General features: G+C 48.2%; 16 protein-coding genes. 14 read left to right on the top strand and 2 right to left on the bottom strand.

The genetic code is table 11. The features are described 5' to 3' along the window. Positions 1 to 24: 24 nt before the first annotated feature. The gene (greA, locus tag AC559A_RS06310; protein WP_028573324.1) at positions 25 to 498 is read right to left on the bottom strand and encodes a transcription elongation factor GreA; all 474 of its coding nucleotides are present in this window, start codon (positions 496 to 498) and stop codon (positions 25 to 27) included. Positions 499 to 827: 329 nt separating this feature from the next. Between greA and AC559A_RS06305 the strand changes: the two genes are divergently transcribed. From AC559A_RS06305 to AC559A_RS06255, 11 genes are all read left to right on the top strand, one after another. Next, positions 828 to 1,625 carry an MBL fold metallo-hydrolase gene (locus AC559A_RS06305; RefSeq protein WP_498816880.1) on the top strand — a complete coding sequence of 266 codons (798 nt, stop codon included), beginning with the start codon at positions 828 to 830 and terminating at the stop codon, positions 1,623 to 1,625. Further along, positions 1,603 to 2,889, top strand: a complete 1,287-nt coding sequence (locus tag AC559A_RS06300) for a bifunctional folylpolyglutamate synthase/dihydrofolate synthase (RefSeq protein WP_498816878.1) — start codon at positions 1,603 to 1,605, stop codon at positions 2,887 to 2,889. The genes AC559A_RS06305 and AC559A_RS06300 overlap by 23 nt, the downstream gene beginning before the upstream one ends. Positions 2,890 to 2,928: 39 nt before the next feature. Then, the gene (gene selA / locus AC559A_RS06295) at positions 2,929 to 4,356 is read left to right on the top strand and encodes an L-seryl-tRNA(Sec) selenium transferase (protein ID WP_498816877.1); all 1,428 of its coding nucleotides are present in this window, start codon (positions 2,929 to 2,931) and stop codon (positions 4,354 to 4,356) included. 64 nt (positions 4,357 to 4,420) lie between these two features. After that, the gene (locus tag AC559A_RS06290) at positions 4,421 to 4,636 is read left to right on the top strand and encodes a ferredoxin (protein ID WP_498816875.1); all 216 of its coding nucleotides are present in this window, start codon (positions 4,421 to 4,423) and stop codon (positions 4,634 to 4,636) included. Positions 4,637 to 5,153: 517 nt separating this feature from the next. Further along, the gene (locus AC559A_RS06285; protein WP_498816873.1) at positions 5,154 to 5,309 is read left to right on the top strand and encodes a hypothetical protein; all 156 of its coding nucleotides are present in this window, start codon (positions 5,154 to 5,156) and stop codon (positions 5,307 to 5,309) included. Between the two features lie 106 nt (positions 5,310 to 5,415). Further along, the gene (locus AC559A_RS06280) at positions 5,416 to 5,757 is read left to right on the top strand and encodes a helix-turn-helix domain-containing protein (protein WP_498816871.1); all 342 of its coding nucleotides are present in this window, start codon (positions 5,416 to 5,418) and stop codon (positions 5,755 to 5,757) included. Between the two features lie 696 nt (positions 5,758 to 6,453). Beyond that, positions 6,454 to 7,599: a hypothetical protein gene (locus AC559A_RS06275; protein WP_498816869.1), complete on the top strand. Its 1,146-nt coding sequence runs from the start codon at positions 6,454 to 6,456 to the stop codon at positions 7,597 to 7,599. Between the two features lie 101 nt (positions 7,600 to 7,700). After that, on the top strand, positions 7,701 to 9,497 hold the full coding sequence (locus AC559A_RS06270; protein ID WP_498816867.1) for a type I restriction-modification system subunit M: 1,797 nt from the start codon (positions 7,701 to 7,703) through the stop codon (positions 9,495 to 9,497). Next, positions 9,497 to 10,828, top strand: coding sequence for a restriction endonuclease subunit S (locus AC559A_RS06265; protein ID WP_498816865.1), 1,332 nt, complete (start codon positions 9,497 to 9,499; stop codon positions 10,826 to 10,828). The genes AC559A_RS06270 and AC559A_RS06265 overlap by 1 nt, the downstream gene beginning before the upstream one ends. 3 nt (positions 10,829 to 10,831) lie before the next feature. Next, positions 10,832 to 11,839 (top strand): hypothetical protein, encoded by a 1,008-nt coding sequence (locus AC559A_RS06260; RefSeq protein ID WP_498816864.1) that lies wholly within the window; start codon positions 10,832 to 10,834, stop codon positions 11,837 to 11,839. Then, a complete protein-coding gene (locus tag AC559A_RS06255) occupies positions 11,836 to 14,823 on the top strand; it encodes a type I restriction endonuclease subunit R (protein WP_498816862.1) in 2,988 nt (995 codons plus the stop codon). The genes AC559A_RS06260 and AC559A_RS06255 overlap by 4 nt, the downstream gene beginning before the upstream one ends. Before the next feature lie 352 nt (positions 14,824 to 15,175). Here the strand turns inward: AC559A_RS06255 and AC559A_RS06250 are convergent, their stop codons facing one another. Continuing rightward, positions 15,176 to 16,261, bottom strand: coding sequence for an IS91 family transposase (locus AC559A_RS06250; RefSeq protein WP_498816962.1), 1,086 nt, complete (start codon positions 16,259 to 16,261; stop codon positions 15,176 to 15,178). An 82-nt stretch (positions 16,262 to 16,343) separates the two neighbouring features. On the opposite strand from AC559A_RS06250, the gene AC559A_RS06245 reads away from it, so the two are divergent. The 3 genes from AC559A_RS06245 (at position 16,344) to AC559A_RS06235 (ending at position 19,187) form a co-directional block, all read left to right on the top strand. Further along, positions 16,344 to 17,384 carry a hypothetical protein gene (locus AC559A_RS06245; RefSeq protein WP_498816860.1) on the top strand — a complete coding sequence of 347 codons (1,041 nt, stop codon included), beginning with the start codon at positions 16,344 to 16,346 and terminating at the stop codon, positions 17,382 to 17,384. Between the two features lie 198 nt (positions 17,385 to 17,582). Next, positions 17,583 to 18,824: a hypothetical protein gene (locus AC559A_RS06240; RefSeq protein ID WP_498816859.1), complete on the top strand. Its 1,242-nt coding sequence runs from the start codon at positions 17,583 to 17,585 to the stop codon at positions 18,822 to 18,824. Positions 18,825 to 18,932: 108 nt separating this feature from the next. Then, positions 18,933 to 19,187 (top strand): DUF6868 family protein, encoded by a 255-nt coding sequence (locus AC559A_RS06235; RefSeq protein ID WP_498816857.1) that lies wholly within the window; start codon positions 18,933 to 18,935, stop codon positions 19,185 to 19,187. Positions 19,188 to 19,253 lie beyond the last annotated feature (66 nt).

The raw sequence follows: 19,253 nt of genomic DNA, 5'->3' as shown, positions 1-19,253 counted from the left end.
TCTCCCGCCCTCATGCAGCTCGGATCAAAGATCGTAGTTCAATGAAATAATTTCATAGCGGATTTTGCCGCGAGGCGCGTCCACCACCACTTCGTCGCCCTCTTCCTTGCCCAGCAGGGCCCGGCCCACGGGGGAGGCGATGGAGATGCTGCCTTCATTGGGATCGGCCTCGTCCGGACCGAGGAGGGTGTACTTCTTGATCTCCTCGGTATCCAGATCCTCCAGTTCCACCGTGGCGCCAAAGGCCACTCGCGAACCGCCCAGGGTCTTGGGGTCAATGACGTTGAACCGGCCCATCCGGGACTCGATGTACTTGATCTTGGCCTCCAGCATGCCCTGCCGTTCCCGGGCCGCCTCGTAGCCGGCGTTTTCCCGCAGATCGCCCTCTTCACGAGCCACCTTGATGGCCTCGATGATCTCCGGCCGCTCCCGCTTGAGTCGGTCCAGCTCTCGCTCCAGCTTCCTGAATCCTTCAACGGTGATAGGGATAGAATCCATCGCGTTATCCTCAGGTTTGATGGTTGCGGACGTCGTCGCGTCAAAAAACGACGCGAAGCACGGTCCTCGAAACGACGACGTCATGGATGACGAAAGGCCAGGACACCCGTTCGCAGAGGTTGGGTCGCCCTGGCCATGAAAATTCCCCCCATGGGGAATATCGAATATGTTTTTCCGCCCAGCTACCCCATGGCCGGGCGGTGGTCAAGTCGGCCTGAGCCGGACTGCTGAATCCTTGTTTCGGTTGACCAACCCTTCGGCCCTGTGCAAGAGATTTTCCGGCTCGGAGGACTTCCCGGGCATCACCTTCCCATTAACGGAGTACTGCCATGCGGCTGCACGTTCTCGGCTGTTCGGGCTCGGATTTGCCCGGATACAATTTGACGTCCTTTCTGGTGAACAAGACCCTTCTGCTGGACGCCGGGTCGGTGACCTCGTCCATGCCCCTGGCGGAACAGGCCGCGATCCAGGAAATCCTGGTGACCCACGCCCACCTGGACCATATCAAGGACATTTTGTTTCTGGCGGACAACCTGATCGAGCTGGTGGCCCGCAACGAGCACGGGGCCGTACGCCTCCGCGGTCTGGCCCCGGTACTGGAAAGCATCCGGACCCACCTGCTCAACGACACCATCTGGCCGGACTTCACCATCCTGCCGACCTTCGCCAACCCGGTCCTGACGTACGCGCCGCTGAAACCCGGAGTCTGGGAGGACGTGGCCGGTCTGCGGGCGGTCACCGTTCCGGTCAACCACGCCACCGCCGCGTCCGGCTACGTGCTCCGCGACCCGACCTCCGGGAGTCATTTCGCCTTTACCGGGGACACCGGCCCGACCGACGACTGGTGGACGTTCCTGAACGAGCTGCCCTTTGACCTGGAAAACCTGATCATCGAAGCCTCGTTTCCCGACGCCATGGAAGAACTGGCCCTGCTTTCCAAACACCTCACGCCCAGGCTGCTCCGCGCCGAGTTGAACAAGCTGCATGCCCGACCCAATGGTCGCCCCAAGATCTACATTTCACACATGAAGTCCACCTTTTCCACGGAAATCCAGGAGGAGTTACACCAGGCCCTGGACGGATACACCTACCACCTGCTGCGCGATGGCGAAGAAATCGTTTTCTGATTTCGCGGATTTCCAGCGGCATATGGACGCCCTGGGCATGTTCCACATGCGCCTGGGCTTTGAACGGATGCGCGAGGCCGCAAGGCGGCTGGACATCGTTCACCCGCCCGCGCCCCTGGCCCAGGTGGTGGGGACCAACGGCAAAGGCTCCACCGCGTTTTTTCTGTCCCGGCTGGCCATGGAGCACGGCTTTTCCGTCGGGCTGTTCACCTCGCCCCATTTTCTGACCCTCAGGGAACGGGTCCGCCTCAACGGCCTTCCGGCTTCGGAGGAGCGCATCCTGACCTGGGCGAATACCGTCCACCCCGTCTGCCACGACCTCGGCCTGACCTATTTCGAAACCATCACGCTGATGGCCATGGTCGGCTTCAGCGCGGAGCGCGTGGACCTGATCGTGCTGGAAGCCGGACTGGGCGGACGCAACGACGCCACCTCCACCTGGACCCCGGACCTGCTCCTGATCACGCCCATCGGCCTGGACCATGACCAGATCATCGGCCCGGGCCTGGAAAACATCACCCGGGACAAGGCCGGGGCCATCAGGCCCGGCATGGTGGTCGTCTCGGCCTCCCAGGCCGCCGTGGTCCGCGACATCCTGGAACAGGAGGCCGAGGACCAGGGAGTGGTCGTGCACACCGTGAACGACATTGCCGGGATGTCCGCAGAAATGCATGCCCATATACAGGCATGCAGCGCCATCGCCCCGACCCTGCCCGGCCACCACCAGCGCGACAACGCCCGCCTGGCTCTGGCCGGATGGACGAGCCTGGCCCATGCCCAAGGCTGGCCCGTGCGCCTTGATGCCTGCCAACGCGCCCTGACCTCCAGGGCCTGGCCCGGCCGCCTGCAACGCGTTTCCATGTTACCGGGAGGCTCACCGGGAGGCTCACCGGAAATCATTCTGGACGGCGCGCACAACCCCCCGGCCCTGGAAACCCTGAACACGGCCCTGAATTCCCTGGACATCCGCCCCGAGGCGGTGATCTTCACCTGCATGCGGGACAAGGACCTGGCAGGCATGGCCCCCCTGGTCCGGCAATTGACATCCGGGCCGATCTTTGTTCCTGAACTGCCCACGCAGCCGCGAAGCCGCCCAGCCTGGGAGATCGCCCGCGAACTGGGTCCCCAGGCCCAAACCGCGCCCGACCCGGCAACGGCCTTGGACTTGGCCCAGGCCCGGCCCCGTGGCTCCATTCTCATTTGCGGCTCGCTCTATCTCTTGGCGGAAATCTACGCCTTGCACCCGGAGTGGTTGAAAGCGTGACCGACGCTCCGAGCACTTTGTCGCTACACCGGAGATTCCATGTCTGAACTGTATCGTTTGCTCCCTTCCGTGGACCTGATTCTGCAACGGGTCTCGGAGTCCGGTCGTTATGCGCGCCTGCCGCGCCCCCTGCTCAAGGATCTCGTCAACATGCACCTGGATCAACTGCGGGTGGACATTCGCGAGCAAAAGCTGACCGCCTCCGAAGAACTGCAATGGTCCGCCCTGGAGGGGCCGCTGCACGCCTTTCTGGGTCGGGCCTCCAGACCGCATTTTCGGCGGGTGATCAACGCCACGGGCGTGGTGGTGCACACCAACCTGGGCCGGTCCCTGCTGGCCCGCCAAGCCGTGGAGGCCGTAACCGAAGCCTGCGCCCACTACTCGAATCTTGAATTTTCCCTGGATACGGGCCAGCGCGGCAGCCGTTACGCCCATGTGGAGGAGCTGCTGTGCCGGCTGACCGGGGCCGAGGCCGGACTGGTGGTGAACAACAACGCCGCGGCGGTGCTGCTGATGCTGGACACCCTGGCCAAGGGCAAGGAGGTGGTGGTTTCCCGGGGGCAGTTGGTGGAGATCGGCGGCTCGTTCCGCATTCCGGACGTCATGGCCAAGAGCGGGGCCATACTGCGGGAAGTGGGGGCCACCAACCGCACCCATTCGCATGACTACGAACGGGCCATCACTCCGGAAACCGCGGCCCTGCTCAAGGTGCATACCTCGAACTTCCGGATCATCGGTTTTCACAAGGAGGTCGGGCTGAGGGAGATGGTCGCGCTGGGCGAGAAGCACGGACTGCCGGTGCTGGAGGATCTGGGCAGCGGCAACCTGTTCGACTTCACGCCCTACGGTCTGGACCACGAGCCCACGGTTCAGGAGGCCGTGGCCGCCGGGGCCGCGGTGGTCACCTTCAGCGGAGATAAGGTCCTGGGCGGCCCCCAGGCCGGAATCATCGTGGGACGCAAGGACTACATCGACCCGATCAAGAAGAATCCCATGAACCGGGCCCTGCGCATCGACAAAATGACCCTAGCCGCCCTGGAGGCCACGCTGCGCCTCTACCTGGACCCGGAACTGGCCCGCCGGGAAATCCCGACCCTGCGGATGATCACCGCGTCGACCGAGGAGCTGCGGCGGCAAGCAAGCAAACTGGCCCGCGGCTTGCGCCGGACGTTAAGAGGACCTGGGGGGGGCGCAAAAGCCGAAATCACACTGCTTCCCGGAGCTTCCCGAGTGGGCGGCGGGGCGTATCCGGAGCGGGATCTGCCCACAACCCTGGTGGCTGTCCGCCCTCAGAATGCGGACATCGGGGTGGAAGCACTGCGCGACGCCCTTCTGGACACCGATCCGCCCCTGATCGGTCGCATCGAACACGACGCCTTCTGCCTGGACCCCCGCACCCTGGACGACGCGGAACACGCCCTGGCGGGCCAAGTTTTGTCCCGGGTTCTGGCCTCGCAAGCCGCCTGAAAAAAGCATCACAAACGGATCATCCGCTCTCGCGACCCCAAACACTTTCCCATTCGGAGCAACCATGCCCGCCCCTTCTCTTCCCCTTGCCGAAGCGAACCTTGATCTGGAACACTGCACCAGTTGCCAAGCCTGCGTGGAGCTGTGCCCGGAAGTGTTCGGCTGGGATGAAACTACGGAACTCCCCTATCTGAAAACAAACCAAGGCCCCGAAGAGGACCTGCGCAAGGCCGCTGCCTACTGTCCCAAGGATTGCATCCAGGTGAATGCTGGTTTCTGAGGCTCACCCCAGATCGCTCCGGTCGTTAAACTTTCGGAAATAGGGAGGAAGAAGGTACTTCCCGCAACAACGAAAGGCCAACCCACACCAAATGAGCGACCGTTTGCTCCTGGCCGCGGGAGTACTTACCGGAGTGGCTTCACTTCGCCATGTTGCGATTATCGTCGAAGAACCTGACTGGTACCGATTCGTCGGTGCTGGCCAAAAAAGCAGCGCAAATGACTGCAAACGGTTCGTTGATGACTGCGCTGAGTACCGCTGGCCATAGAAAAACACCCTCCTATGTTGTGATTGATTGCCCATCATGTTTCTCCTTGCTTCCTGCTTCTCCGCCCGAACTGCACCCACAGGCTGTACAGGAACAGGATCGTTCCCACGCTCCAGCGTGGAAACGCAGCTCCCGACGCTCCAGCGTCGCGAATTGGAAACCGATGAAACCCTGCTCTTTGGATATTATTGAGCATTTGTGGTCTTTTCATTCTCAGGAAGCTCCCGAATAGCCCTGACTGATCGGTGTTTGTCGTTCACCCCGAGCCATAACGGTGCGCTGGAGCGCCTAGTCCGTGTAGACACGCTGGAGGGTGGAACAATCCGTTGCCAGACCCTGGACGCCAACCACCCTCTGGCCGGAGAAAACCTGACCTTTGACCTGGAAGTGGTCGAGGTGGCCTGATTCGGGTTGATTACTCTTTAACGCCGGGTTTTATTCGGCGGGCTTGAATCTTTACGCCGCGTCGGATGCACTCGACGCGGCGTTATTTGATTTGTCGAGGTGACCTATGTCGGAACACATGAAAAAGCCCCCTATTGATCTATTCCGGGTCATCTGTCCCGCTGAAAAGACGCATGATATCAAGGAATACCTTGCAAGACAGGGGTGCATCGTTGACGACGACTCCTGTGACGCAACCGCGATCCTTCCCCCGTTGACGCCTCGGACGGTTTTGTCCGGGGCTCGCTACAGGGAAAGCCTGACGCAGAAGCAGCTCTCGGATCTGACCGGCATTTCGCGGCGGCATTTGTTTGAGATGGAGCAGGGCAAGAGACCTATCGGCCACGGGCATGCGGAGTTGCTGGGCAAGGTTCTGAACGTGGAGCCTCGGCGTTTTCTATCCCACTGAGGCCCTGGGCGCTGTCGCTTTCGTGCCCTGACTTTCAGCAGCCATCTCTCCCTTCCCCCTTGCTTCAACCCGACCCTCCAGAGATCATATGCATGACGGCCCGACCTTGATATTCAAGGTCGGGCTTTTTGGTTTTCAGTTCTCCGAACCATTCCGATTGCCTCCATTCCAGATGTGGTTTATGGGACTCAACATTTGGTATTCATCAGTTTTTTCAAGCCAGCGCTGGAATTTGTCGATGGTTGACGATGTGCGTGGAACGATCCCGATCGGGAGGAATCAAAAACGCCGATAGGCGGCGAGCCTTTTGGCTTCCACATCTTTCCAGCGGAAGACAGAATCTCTTCTTGGCGACCTTTGCGCCCTGAGCGCAGCGGGCGGTTCGATTTGGTAAGTGTCAACAGTTTCTGAACCATCCCGATGCGCCCATCATTTTTTATCCGAGGTTGGCTTTATGTCCCGTATGTTGGATGAACTTATGGCTGCTGCATAAAGCTGACCTCAGGAGAAGGCATAAAGCTGACTTCGGAGTCATGAAGGATTTGACAGACGTCCATCAACACATTGGAATAATGCGGCAAATGTTGGCCAATTTCCAGAAAGTGTTTGCCAAATCAGCAGGTGTGAAGGCCGTGAATTTGGAGGGGGATTTTGTGAGTTCCGCATAATAACACTGTTAGCCACCAAGGCCATCCTATGAAAGAACCCACTGCTCCTGATATAGCAGCTTCATTTGAATTCCACAGGCGACATCCTGAGATTTCTATAGATCAACACGTCAAAGCAAAAGCACTGGAGCTTGCTGAGTCAATTCAGGGCTTGGAGAAGATATATCTCGATAAACGCTTTTGGGTGCTGCTTCGTGATGCCCACATGGGTCGGTCAAAAATTCAGGCTGCCTATGAGCTGCTCGGCAAGATAAGAAGCGCCGTAACGAGCGGAAAAGTTCTCTGTCCGATTAGTGAGTCCGTGTTTCTGGAGTTGCTGAAGCAGCAAGATCTAACAACCCGGCAAGCCACAGCAGAGCTAATTGATGAATTCAGTCATGGCATAACGCTGGTTCCGTACGAACAACGGGTTGCGCAGGAGTTGGTTAGTGTCATTGCCGTGCCGACACCCAACGGAGCTCAGTATCATGAGCCCAAAGACCTGGTGTGGTCGAAGCTCAGCTATGTGTTGGGCGTAGTGCACCCTTCCGAGACAGCCTTTCCTCCGGAAGAGGAACTCGACATTCAAAAGTCATTTTTCGACCATATGTGGCAGATTCCATTGGTTGAAGTGCTTTCCTATCTGGAGGACGGAGCATATTTTTCACCAGAGAAGTTTGGTGAAACGGCAGGCAAGCTGAATGTGCTCAATCGAAATCATCAAGGTGAGGTGAAGAACTTCAAGCAGGTCTATCTTGACGAAATCCGCGGTGCGTTGAGTCTGTTCATGCATGTGCCCCGCATGTGGTCGGAAAATGAATATGAGAGGGTATCGGGCGTTTCGGCTGCGTGCTCGGACCATGAAATGCAGGAGCGTGAACAGAAATGGCATACAGTATTCGGAAACTTAGTCACAAAGAGGTCCGTGGCACTGAGATTGCCGAGTCTGCATGTTTCTGCCCTATGTCATGCTGCGGTTCGCTGGGATAAAGGGAGGAAATTGGTAGCGAATGATTTCTACGATTTTTACCATGCGGCAGCCGCAGTTGGATACTGTAGAGCTTTCATGACGGAGAAACCGTTAAGGTCACTTCTTAAGCAAAAGCATCTCCAATTGGCGAACGACTATCCATGTGTGGTCATTGCTGACATCAATGAAGCCGTAGAATGGGTGGGGGAGCGAGTTGGTGGCTAACAAAGCGCTGCTGTCGGATAAATTTTACGCTGCGCTCCAAATTTGCCGCAGAGCGCGGCGTTATACATGAAAATATCAACTCGTAAGGAGTACATTTACAAGTGAAGAACTTTAAAGAAAAGTCAGATAAAATATGGGAAGTTGCAAATCTTCTTAGAGGCGATTACAAAAGAGCAGATTATGGAAAAGTAATCTTGCCAATGACAGTGCTAAGGCGTTTGGACTGTGTGTTAAAAAGCACCAAACAAGATGTTCTTGACTATTTGCCAAAAGTTGACAGTTTAAAAGAAAGTGCTAAGGACATTGCTTTGAATAAAAAAGCAGGTTTTAACTTCCATAACCGAAGCCAATTTGACTTTGACAAACTCATTGCCGACCCAAACAATGTAGCGGCTAACCTAAGAAACTTCATCAACGGATTCTCCACAAGTGCCAGAGAAATAATCGAATATTTCAATTTTGACGACCAAATAGACAGGATGGACGACCCAAAGGCGGACATTCTTTTTCGGGTGGTAAAAGCATTTCAAGAAATTGACCTTTCAGAAGACGACCCAATGATTATGGGTTACATTTTTGAAGACCTTATCCGTAAATTCTCTGAACAATCCAACGAAACCGCAGGGGAACACTTTACGCCAAGAGAAGTAATTCGATTAATGGTCAATGTACTATTCAATGAAGATAGCGAGACTTTGACCAAAGAGGGAATTGTAAAAACAATGTACGACCCTGCTTGCGGAACGGGCGGTATGCTTTCGGTTGCAGAACAGCATTTGAATGAACTCAACGCAAAAGCCGAACTAAAAGTTTTCGGACAAGAAATAAACCCTGAATCTTACGCTATCTGCAAATCTGATATGCTGATTAAAGGGCAAAATCCTTCCAATGTGAAGTTTGGAAACACTTTTACGGTTGACGGTCTGGAAGAGGAAAAGTTTGATTATATGCTTTCCAATCCGCCTTTTGGTGTGGACTGGAAAAAAGCACAGAAAATAATTAAAGCAGAAGCAGACAGTAAAGGAATGCGAGGACGTTTTGGAGCAGGTTTACCAAGAATAAACGATGGTTCACTACTCTTTTTGCAACATATGATTTCTAAAATGAAACCAGGCGGAACACGAATTGGAATTGTGTTTAATGGTTCGCCTTTGTTTTCGGGTGCAGCAGGAAGCGGAGAAAGTGAAATCAGAAAATGGATAATTGAAAATGACTGGTTAGAAACCATCATAGCACTACCCGACCAACTGTTTTACAACACAGGTATTTCAACGTATATCTGGATTGTTACCAATAAGAAAAATGCAGAACGAAAAGGGAAAGTGCAGTTGATAAATGCCACAGGTGTAAAAGATGAAGAATTGATGAAAGAGGGCAAGCTCGACCACAACCGTTTTTGGCAGAAAATGGATAAAAGCCTTGGAAATAAACGTAAAAAGATAATAGAAAACGGCACCGAAAAAGGCATTGGTTTTATCACTCAGATATATGGCAATTTTGAAGAAAACGAGTTTTCTAAAATAGTACCCAATGATTATTTTGCCTATTACCGTGTTACGGTAGAACAGCCACTCATAGAAAATGACAAAGTAGTTAAAAGCAAAGGTAAACCAAAGCCTGACAGCTCTTTGCGAGATTATGAAAACATCCCTTTTTTGAAAACAGACCAAAACGGAAATCTTGTACCGCAAACCATTGAGGAATACTTTGAGCGAGAAGTAAAACCACACTTACCAACGGCTTGGATTGATGAAACCAAAACCAAAATTGGTTATGAAATAAACTTTACCAAATATTTCTATGAGTTTAAACCACTGCGACCTTTAGATAAGATTAAAGCCGATATTTTGGCGTTGGAAGAAAAGACTTTGGAAACTGAAAAAACGGTGCTGGACTAATGGAGAAATACGACAACTATAAAGATACAGGCATTGAATGGATTGGGGAAATTCCTGAGCATTGGGAAATAGTTCCAATAAAATATTCTCTTTTAATACCATTAACTGATGGACCTCACGAAACACCCGAATTATTACCTGATGGCATTCCATTTATTTCTGCTGAGGCAATTAAAAATGACAAGATTGATTTTAACAAGAAAAGGGGATTTATTTCCATAGAAGAACACGAGAGATTTTCTTTAAAATATAAACCCCAAATGGGTGATGTTTATATGATAAAATCTGGTGCAACTACTGGAAATTTAGCTCGAGTACAAACCAATGAAGAATTTAATATTTGGTCACCTCTAGCTGCATTTAGACCTGCCCCAAACAAAACAACAACAGATTTCTTGTTTTTTTATATGAAGTCTAGTCGTTTTTTTTCGGCTATTGAATTGGGCTGGAATTATGGTACACAACAAAATATCGGAATGAATGTATTGGAAAACCTTAGAATGGTTCGTCCAACATTACAAGAACAAACCGCCATAGCCAATTACCTCGACCGCAAAACCACCGAAATAGACGAACTGATAGCCGACAAAAAACGCCTGCTCGAACTCTACGAAGAAGAAAAAACCGCCATCATCAACCAAGCGGTTACCAAAGGCATTAACCCCAATGTGCCAATGAAAGATAGCGGGATTGAATGGTTGGGCGAAATTCCTGAGCATTGGGAAGTTTTGCCTATAAAATATACTCTATCTAAACCAATTACTGATGGACCTCACGAAACACCTGAATTATTGCCTGATGGAATTCCATTTATCTCAGCTGAAGCAATAAAAAATGATAAGATTGATTTTAATAAGAAAAGGGGATTTATTTCAAGAGAAGAACACGAGAGATTTTCATTAAAATATAAACCCCAGATTGGTGACGTTTATATGATTAAATCAGGTGCAACAACAGGTAATCTTGCCATTGTTGAAACAGATATTGAATTTAATATTTGGTCACCACTTGCCGCAATGAGACCAAATTATGATGTATTGTTAAGTGAGTTTCTATTCTATTTTATGAAGTCAAAATCGTTTTTCTCAGCTATTGAAATAGGTTGGAATTATGGGACTCAACAGAATATTGGGATGAAAGTTCTTGAAAACATCCGAATGGTTTTGCCAAGTATTAATGAACAAAAGGAAATAGTTGAACATATTAAAGTTCAGCTTATACTGCTTAATTCACAGATAGAAAAAGTAAACAAACTAATCGACTTACTTACCGAATACCGCACCGCCTTAATCAGCGAAGTAGTAACAGGTAAAATAAAAGTAACGGAATAAGATATGACACTTTGTACAGCACATATTCGCCAAGTAAACGACACCGAAGAATTGGTTTTTGCAACCGATAGTTGCCTTACGGGTGGCGAAAAATGGAAACACGGTATTAAGTTGTTTGAACTGCCACGCAAAGACTGTTTGCTATGTTTTGCAGGCGATACTTTTAGAGCCTATCCATTGGTATTAAATATGGTTTCTTCCATACACTTAGATAAATATTTGCAATCGCCCTCTGCTACGCTCGAAGAAGTTTTGGAATTTTTGTCTGAGCAGTTTACGACATTGGTAAAAACCATTACGGAGATTGACAAAGAAAGAATACACGAAGAAAGAGGCTCTGCTCAATTTTTGTTTGGTGGCTGGGATTGGCAAAAAGGAGTTTATCGGGTTTGGAAATTGCACTATACGAAAGATGCAGAAGGCTTTGTATTTGATGAACTTACAAATGGAAGTGACCAAACAATTTTCTACACATTTTTGGGTAATGCCGATATTGATGTAGAAAAAGAAGCCAAAGAGAGATTTAAAAAATTGCTTTCTGACGAAGATAAATTTGGTAAAAAATTAGATATGGAACCATTACGAATATTGAGTTCCATATCGCTCGATCAAAATATAAGAGAAGTTGACGGCAGTTTGCAAATTGCCAAAATATATAAATCAAACCGCACAGAGTTTTTTGGCATTTATTGGGAATCGAGCAAAGGAAAACCTTGTTTTCAGGGAAGAGAATACAACGAGATAAACAAACCTTTGGTTCGCTATTTTGACCCTGACACTTTTGAAATTTTAGAATCAGATTTACCAAGTAAACTAATCAATATTTCAGAAGAAGATTATCAAAACGATTATGAATTTATAAAAGATTGCTACGATGAAACAGGCAATCTAAAAGAAACCGTTTCCGAAAAAGAAAAGCATACATTAAGACTGATTTTTAAAGATGTTGCTTACAGGCAATTTGTGAAGAAACAAGAGGACGAGCAAACGGCACAAATAGAGGAATTATGAGCATTACAACCGAAAATACTTTTGAAACTGCCCTTGTACAAACCCTTGTAGAGCAAGGCGGCTACACACAAGGAAATGCAGAAGATTACAGCAAAGAATTGGGAATGTTTAAATATGAAGTGATTGCATTTCTGCAAGCATCTCAACCCAAAAGATGGGCTAAAATTTCTGCCATTCACGGAGCCGATACCGATAATAGAATTATACAACGCCTTTACAAAGAACTCGATTTAAGAGGCAGTTTAGATGTGCTTAGAAATGGATTTGTAGATTATGGCGTGCGTTTTCAAATGGCATATTTTCAACCAGCTTCGGGTCTCAACCCTGATGCGGTTGATTTGTACAATAAAAACAGCCTAAAAGTGTACCGCCAAATCTATTACAGCACCAAAAATAAAAACTCGGTAGATGTGGTCTTGGCACTTAACGGCATTTCTGTAGCTACATTAGAACTCAAAAATCAGTTTACAGGTCAAGATGTTGGCAATGCTTTAAAACAATACAGCACTACAAGAGATAATAAAGAGTTGTTGTTTGCTTTTAAAAAACGAACCTTGGTACACTTTGCCGTTGACCAAGATGAAGTATTTATGACCACCAAATTAGATGGTAGCAAAACCTATTGGCTACCATTCAATAAAGGTGCAAATAACGGAAAGGGAAACCCAAAAAATGAAAATGGTTACCGAACAGCTTATTTATGGGAATACATTTTACAAAAAAATAGTTGGATGGAAATTTTGCAACGTTTCTTGCATTTAGAAACGGAAGAATTTGAATCTAATGGCAAAATTTACAAGAAAGAAAAATTAATATTTCCACGATACCATCAATTAGATGCCGTTCGTAAAATCAGTAACAATGTACTCGAAGTAGAAGCAGGCACAAACTATTTAATACAACATTCGGCAGGTTCAGGTAAAAGTAATTCCATTGCTTGGTTGGCTTATAGGCTTTCAAGTTTGCACAATGCCACCGACAAGCGGATTTTTGACTCGGTGATTGTGGTTACGGATAGAAAAGTACTTGACCAACAATTGCAAAATACCATTTATCAATTTGAGCATAAAACAGGCGTTGTACAGCGAATAGATAAAGACAGTACACAATTAGCTTCTGCTTTGGGCTATGGAACAAATATCATCATTACCACTTTACAAAAATTTCCTTTTGTGGTGGATAAAGTTCGTGAGTTGCCCGACCGAAATTATGCTGTCATTATTGACGAAGCTCACAGTTCACAGGGTGGCGAAGCCAGTAAAAAAATGAAAGAGGTTTTAGCGGCAAAAACCTTAGAAGAAGCAACAACGGAAGACACAACAGACGATTACACAGGAGATGATTTTGTAAGAGAGCAAATAGAGCGTTCTGCACAGTCAAGAGGTCAGCAAAGTAATATTTCGTTTTTTGCATTTACTGCTACCCCAAAATATAAAACATTACAGGTTTTTGGCCATAAAGATGCCAAAGGCAAACCACAACCCTTTCATTTGTATTCAATGCGTCAAGCCATTGAAGAAGGTTTTATCTTAGATGTCTTAAAAAATTATACCACTTACGAACTTTACTTTAAACTGACCAAAGCCATTGAAGACGACCCCAATTTAAACAAAAAGAAAGCGGCAAAAGCAATTGGCAAATTCGTTTCCTTGCATCCGCATAATTTGGCTCAAAAAACAGAAATCATTATTGAGCATTTCAAGCAAATTGTTACTCATAAAATTGGAGGAAAAGCCAAAGCAATGTTGGTTTGTGGTTCAAGATTACACGCCAAACGCTATTTTGAAGAATTTAATAAGTACATAAAAGAAAAAGGCTATCAAAATGATATTAAAATCCTTGTGGCATTTTCGGGTAAAGTGATAGACGACAACACGCCTGATGGCGTTTCTGAACCACAAATGACAGGATATAGCGAGAAAGAATTACCTGAAATTTTTGACAAGGAAGAATACAAGATTTTAATTGTGGCAGATAAATACCAAACAGGATTTGATCAGCCACTTTTACAAACAATGTATGTAGATAAAAAACTCTCGGGAGTAAAAGCAGTACAAACATTATCTCGGTTAAACAGGACTTGTGCAGGCAAAGAAGATACATTCGTTTTAGACTTTGTAAATGACCGTGAAACTATTTTTGCATCATTTCAACCTTATTATGAAATAACAACGGTTACAGAAGAAACAGACATCAATCACTTGTACGACTTAAAAGCAAGATTAGATGAATTTCAAATTTATTGGGAAACAGAAATTGAAGCCTTTGCAAATGTTTATTTCAATCCTGAAACAAAACTGAACAACCCGAAACAACAAAAATACCTGTATTCATTTACTGACCCTGCTGTTGATAGGTTCAAAGAAATAGAAGAAGAGGAAAAACAAGACGAGTTTAAAAAAGGATTACGCACCTGGACAAATCTTTACGCTTTCTTGGCTCAAATTATGCCGTTTGTTGACCCAGATTTTGAGCGTTTTTATGCTTATGCTAAACTTTTGCAAACAAGATTGCCAAAGCGAGAGCTTTCTGAAAGTTTGCACTTAGACGATGAAGTGGCTTTGGAATATTATCGCTTACAAAAAATCAAAGAAGGCTCAATTGATTTGTTAACTGGCGAAACAGGAGAATTAAGCGGAACAACAGAAGCCGGATTGAAAAGAGCAAAAGATGAAGAAGCTTTGCTTTCTGAAATTATCAATGTACTAAACGACCGTTTTGGAACTGAATTTGAAGAAGCCGACAAACTTTTCTTTGACCAAATAGAAGCGGAATTAATGGAAGATAAAACACTTCAAACACAAGCAAAAGTAAATAAGATTGACACGTTTAAATACGCTTTTGAGGATTTGTTCATCACAAAACTAATTGACAGAATGGACCAAAACCAAGAGATATTTGAAAAAATCCTTGAAGACAAAGTATTTGGAAACTTAGTGAAAGAATTGATGATGAAAAAGGTTTATAAAAAAATGAATGAATAAAAAATGTATAACCCTTAAGGATTGACACGACCTGAAAGGTCGTTTCAATCCATTGTTCAAGAAGCCCGTCGCGTTGGCACGGTTTTTTGCTATAGGGTAAAGCCTTTTCGGTCTGACAGGGGGGAGGAAGGTTACGTGCTGGGCGGTTGATTGATCTGAACGTTGAGCGGGGTCAATGAGCCATGTTCAGCAGTTATTTGAGATACTCCTCCGTGGTTGGCGAGGCTGGCTGCGGGCATGTCCGGGGCGTTTTTCCTTGGTTGGACGCAACCCTCCCGTCCCGCTACCGGAATATCTTCGGCCGGGCTTGATGCTTCCTTGTCGGAGCGTGATTGTCCTGAGCCGGTTCAGATTAGCCCGGCGGTCCTCCTTCCATGGCCATGCTTCGATACGGAAGCAGCGAGTACAGATAGGTCAGTGCATGTCCGCAACGGCGGCACGTCATTTTCGGCATGGGGACGGATTCCACGTGCACAGTGGCGACGGCGAATCCGAATGCGAGTTCGATTCTGGCGCAAACCTCTTTCAGGCCAAGCCTGAAAGATGGGCTGAGCAGTCCATAGTAGCGCACCTTCATGAAACCTGAAGGGAGGACGTGTTGGAGGAAGCGCCGGATGAACTCCAGGACGTCGAGGACCATGGTCCTCGGTCTGTTGCTCCCGGTCTTTTGGTAGCGGATGAAGACCCCGCAGTCTTCGACCTTGATGATTCGGTTGTTGGATATGGCCACCCGGAAGACGTAGGGCGTGAGGTATTTGATCGAGGCCTCCGAACTCCCGACAGCCTGTGAGTTGACGTTCCAGGCGGTTGTCCAGGCTTCCTTGGGTATCTCGCCAAGAAGGTTTGCCTTGGCCATGAGCTTTCGAAAGACGGCTCGATAGATCTTTGACAATGCGCGCACCGGCAGGAAAAAGTTGGGTGAGCTTGGAAGCCACCGCCCACCGCGGCTGTCGAGCGCGCCTCCGGCGACCACGTAATGGATGTGGGGGTGATACTGGAGTTGGCGTCCCCAGGTATGGAGCACGCCGAAGAATCCCGTCGTATCGCCGCCGACGAACCTGGGGTCCGCGGCCAATTTTTTGATCGCCTTCGAGGACGCGGCGAAGAGAGCGCTGTATCCGACCCGCTGGTGGCCGCGCAAAAAAGGACGCAGGATTTCGGGCACGGTGAAGGTCAGCATGAAGTGATGGCCAGGCAATTGTCGCTCCAGTTGCGTTTGGAGCCACTGGCGGCTTTTGTGGTTCTGACATCCTGGGCAATGCCTGTTGCCGCATCCTCTTGGGACGGCATGCAGTTGGTCGCAGTGTTCGCAGTAATAGATCGCGGCTCCGCACACCTCCGTGCGGCACTTGATAATCGCGGCGATCACCTTTTTGTGTTCCTTTGGCATGGTTTCGGCAAAACGCCGCAGGTACTCCGGGCCGTGCTCGCGGAAGATATCGCTGATGCTAGCGTTTAGATCGGTGACGCGCCGCGGCTGAGCCGCGAGTCGTTGGGCGCCAGTGCTGCAGAGGTGGTAAATGGCAGTTCTTCGCATCAAGATGAAAATCCCAATCAAAGCCGAACCTTTGATTGGCACTCCCAATCTGACGTTTTCTCGCTGGCTTCCTATCGGAAGAGATCAAGGAATCCAGCTTGAAGAAGATGGTATTGAGCTACTTCTTTGGTTTGATCTGCAATCCACTTGGTGGGCGTCGCAACCGCAAGCAGAAGATCTGAAAAATCACGTCAACGTCCTAGCTCACTACATTTGGGCAGAGGTAACCGTTCGTAACATTGACAACGCCCTCGCAGCCCACATACGGACTTTTGACTATAAGCGAGATTTACTGCCAAGTGAGAAGGCATTGCAGAAAAAATATGAAGACGTTGGATGGAGAGTGCTTCGCATAGTAGTTCATCGTTACAACAGGCTGATTGAATTCGCCAGGTCAATCAAGAATCAATTTTGGTTGCAACCATACGAGCAAGACCGAAACTCGATGTACAGCCAGTTTCAGCATTTCGAAGCAACTGCATCGATAAATCAGGGGAAAACTTTCAGGTTCCAGCCCACAAACCGGATGGCTATCAACGTGATCATGCGTTCAGAGGATGAGTACATTCGAAAAGACGAGTGGGGAGATGTCATCGCTTTCGTGCGCAATGACCATAAAGCCCCTCTGGTCAATGAAGTTCTAGCCACCGCAGAGCAGTTGGTAGGCAATGGTTATGATCGAAGCGCGTTGATGGAGGCAGTAGCAGCTTTGGAGGTGGCGGTTGCTAAATTTGGTCGGAAGCACAAAAAGAACCCTGATCTTGCGTCCAAATACGGCGCCAGACTTGGGGTGGCTGACCTCGACAAGCAGATCGATCATATGGGGCTGAGTGGAACAATTAGGTATCTTTTGCCGCTCCTCTTGCCTGAGGAAGTACTGCCTGAGGAGACACTCAGCGGCTGCCGAAAAGCGATTGAGCAAAGACAGAACGTTGTGCACAACGGTCAACGCTCAGTAAGCGGAGTCACTAAGTTCATCAGGTCTATTCGGCAATGTTGCAAGGTGTTGAATGAGTACCAGTAGCGTGCGTGAGGCGGCGCCCAACAAAGCGCTGCAGCGGACGCCCAAACCGCTGCGCAGTTTGGGTTCCCTCCGCGCTTCGCGCTCCGGCCACGCTGAGCTTAAGCGTTCCCGCGACGCGGAAGCCGCGTCGAGTACAACCGACTGGACCGGACTTCGGCCTGTCCCGGCCCGTTATACTGACCCTTCGGGCGGAAGAATATGAAATATTCAGAATTTGTATCGATCAGAAAATTTGAAGAACAACTTGTAGGCATGAATCTCCTATTACAGGCAGCAGACTTTATGCCGCTCCTACTGGGTGGCCGGGAAAAAATAAAGGAACTAAAAAAGCAAATGAAAAAGTTGAAGCAACAACTAGAAGAAATAAAAACGACTCCAGACGAGTTTAATTTCTATTTCTCGAAATACGGCTGGATTGCTTATGATTCCATTAGTATGGAATTCATGAAGAATCAAATCGAACTTGCAAAGATTGGCGAGAGCGAAAAAGCAATAGCAAATTTCGCTGACTATTATGATGCCGAAAGAATGCGATACGAACTACTGTGGCTAAATCACACCGAAACAACGAGGAAAAGAATTCCTCTAATCGAAAAAGCTTATCTAGATTATCAAGAAAATAGATATCATGCAACAATACCAATTATTTTGATGATGATTGATGGTGTCGTAAACGACGTAGTAGGGAAAGGATTTCATTCTGATAAAGAAGATATTGATGCTTGGAATTCGATAACAACAATTGATAATGGGCTTGGCGTAATACATAACGTATTTCGAAAAGGAAGATTTAAAACAAGAGAGGATGAAATTGAAGAGCCGTATAGAAATGGAATTCTTCATGGTCTTGATTTAGGATACGCAAATCATAAAGTCGCTTTAAAGTGCTGGCACTATCTATTCGTCATACGCGATTGGGCTCAATCAAAAATGACTGAAGAAGAGAGACATGAAAAATTCATAAAAGATAGTGCTCCACCAGATATGAAAGAAGTGTTTTTAAAATTGCATAACAATAAAATTGTAAAAAAGACGTTATCAAAATGGAAGGCAAAGGAGTATAGCGAGCAATATTATCATCAAATAAATTCTAACCAAGAGAATATCGATAAATTACTTCCAGAATACGTTGTGGTCCTATTCATCAAGTGGTTAAACAAGAAAAACTACAAGGAATTATCAGAGTTGTTTTGGGAGAAGAGATTTTATTCAAAACAAACTAAAATATCAGATATCAAGCAAGAATTTGGTGGGAAAGTTTACAGATCACTTAAATTTGAAAAAGTCATTAATGAAGCGCCCGCGATTACTGAAATTTACGCAGAAGCAGACGGGAAAAAACTAAATTTCCGATTGATTTACCAGCCCAATGACGATGGTGTTGCAGTACCAAGTCTGGGAAATGGCTCATGGAAAATTGCTGGTGTCCAGGAAGTCTAACAAGCGCTTCAAGGGGATTCGCGCCACAAGGGCGCTCACCGCTTAAGCGCAATGTTCCCGCGACGTTTCCGCGTCGCGGGAACCCGTTAACTGCCACAGGAGAGACTCATGCACGATGCATTCCTCTGGAACTTCCTGCTGTACTCACTGGCGATCAATTACGGCGTTCTGCTTTTCTGGTTCATCGCCTTTCTGTTTGCGCGAGACTCAATTCAAAGGCTTCATGGCAAGTGGTTTCGGCTTCAGCCGGAGCAGTTTGACGCCATTCACTATGGCCTCATGGGTGCCTACAAGCTCGGAATCATTCTATTCAATGCCGCCCCGCTGCTGGCCCTCTGGCTAATGGGGCGTGGTGGCAGCTAACCCATAAGGCTATCCCACAAGGATTGACACGACCTGAAGGCCCGCTTCAATCCATTGTTCAAGAAG

Source organism: Desulfonatronum zhilinae (assembly GCF_900182865.1).
Classification (GTDB): Bacteria; Desulfobacterota; Desulfovibrionia; order Desulfovibrionales; family Desulfonatronaceae; genus Desulfonatronum; species Desulfonatronum lacustre.
Note: the sequence above shows the minus strand (reverse complement) of the source record. Positions and strands in the feature narration are given on the sequence as shown.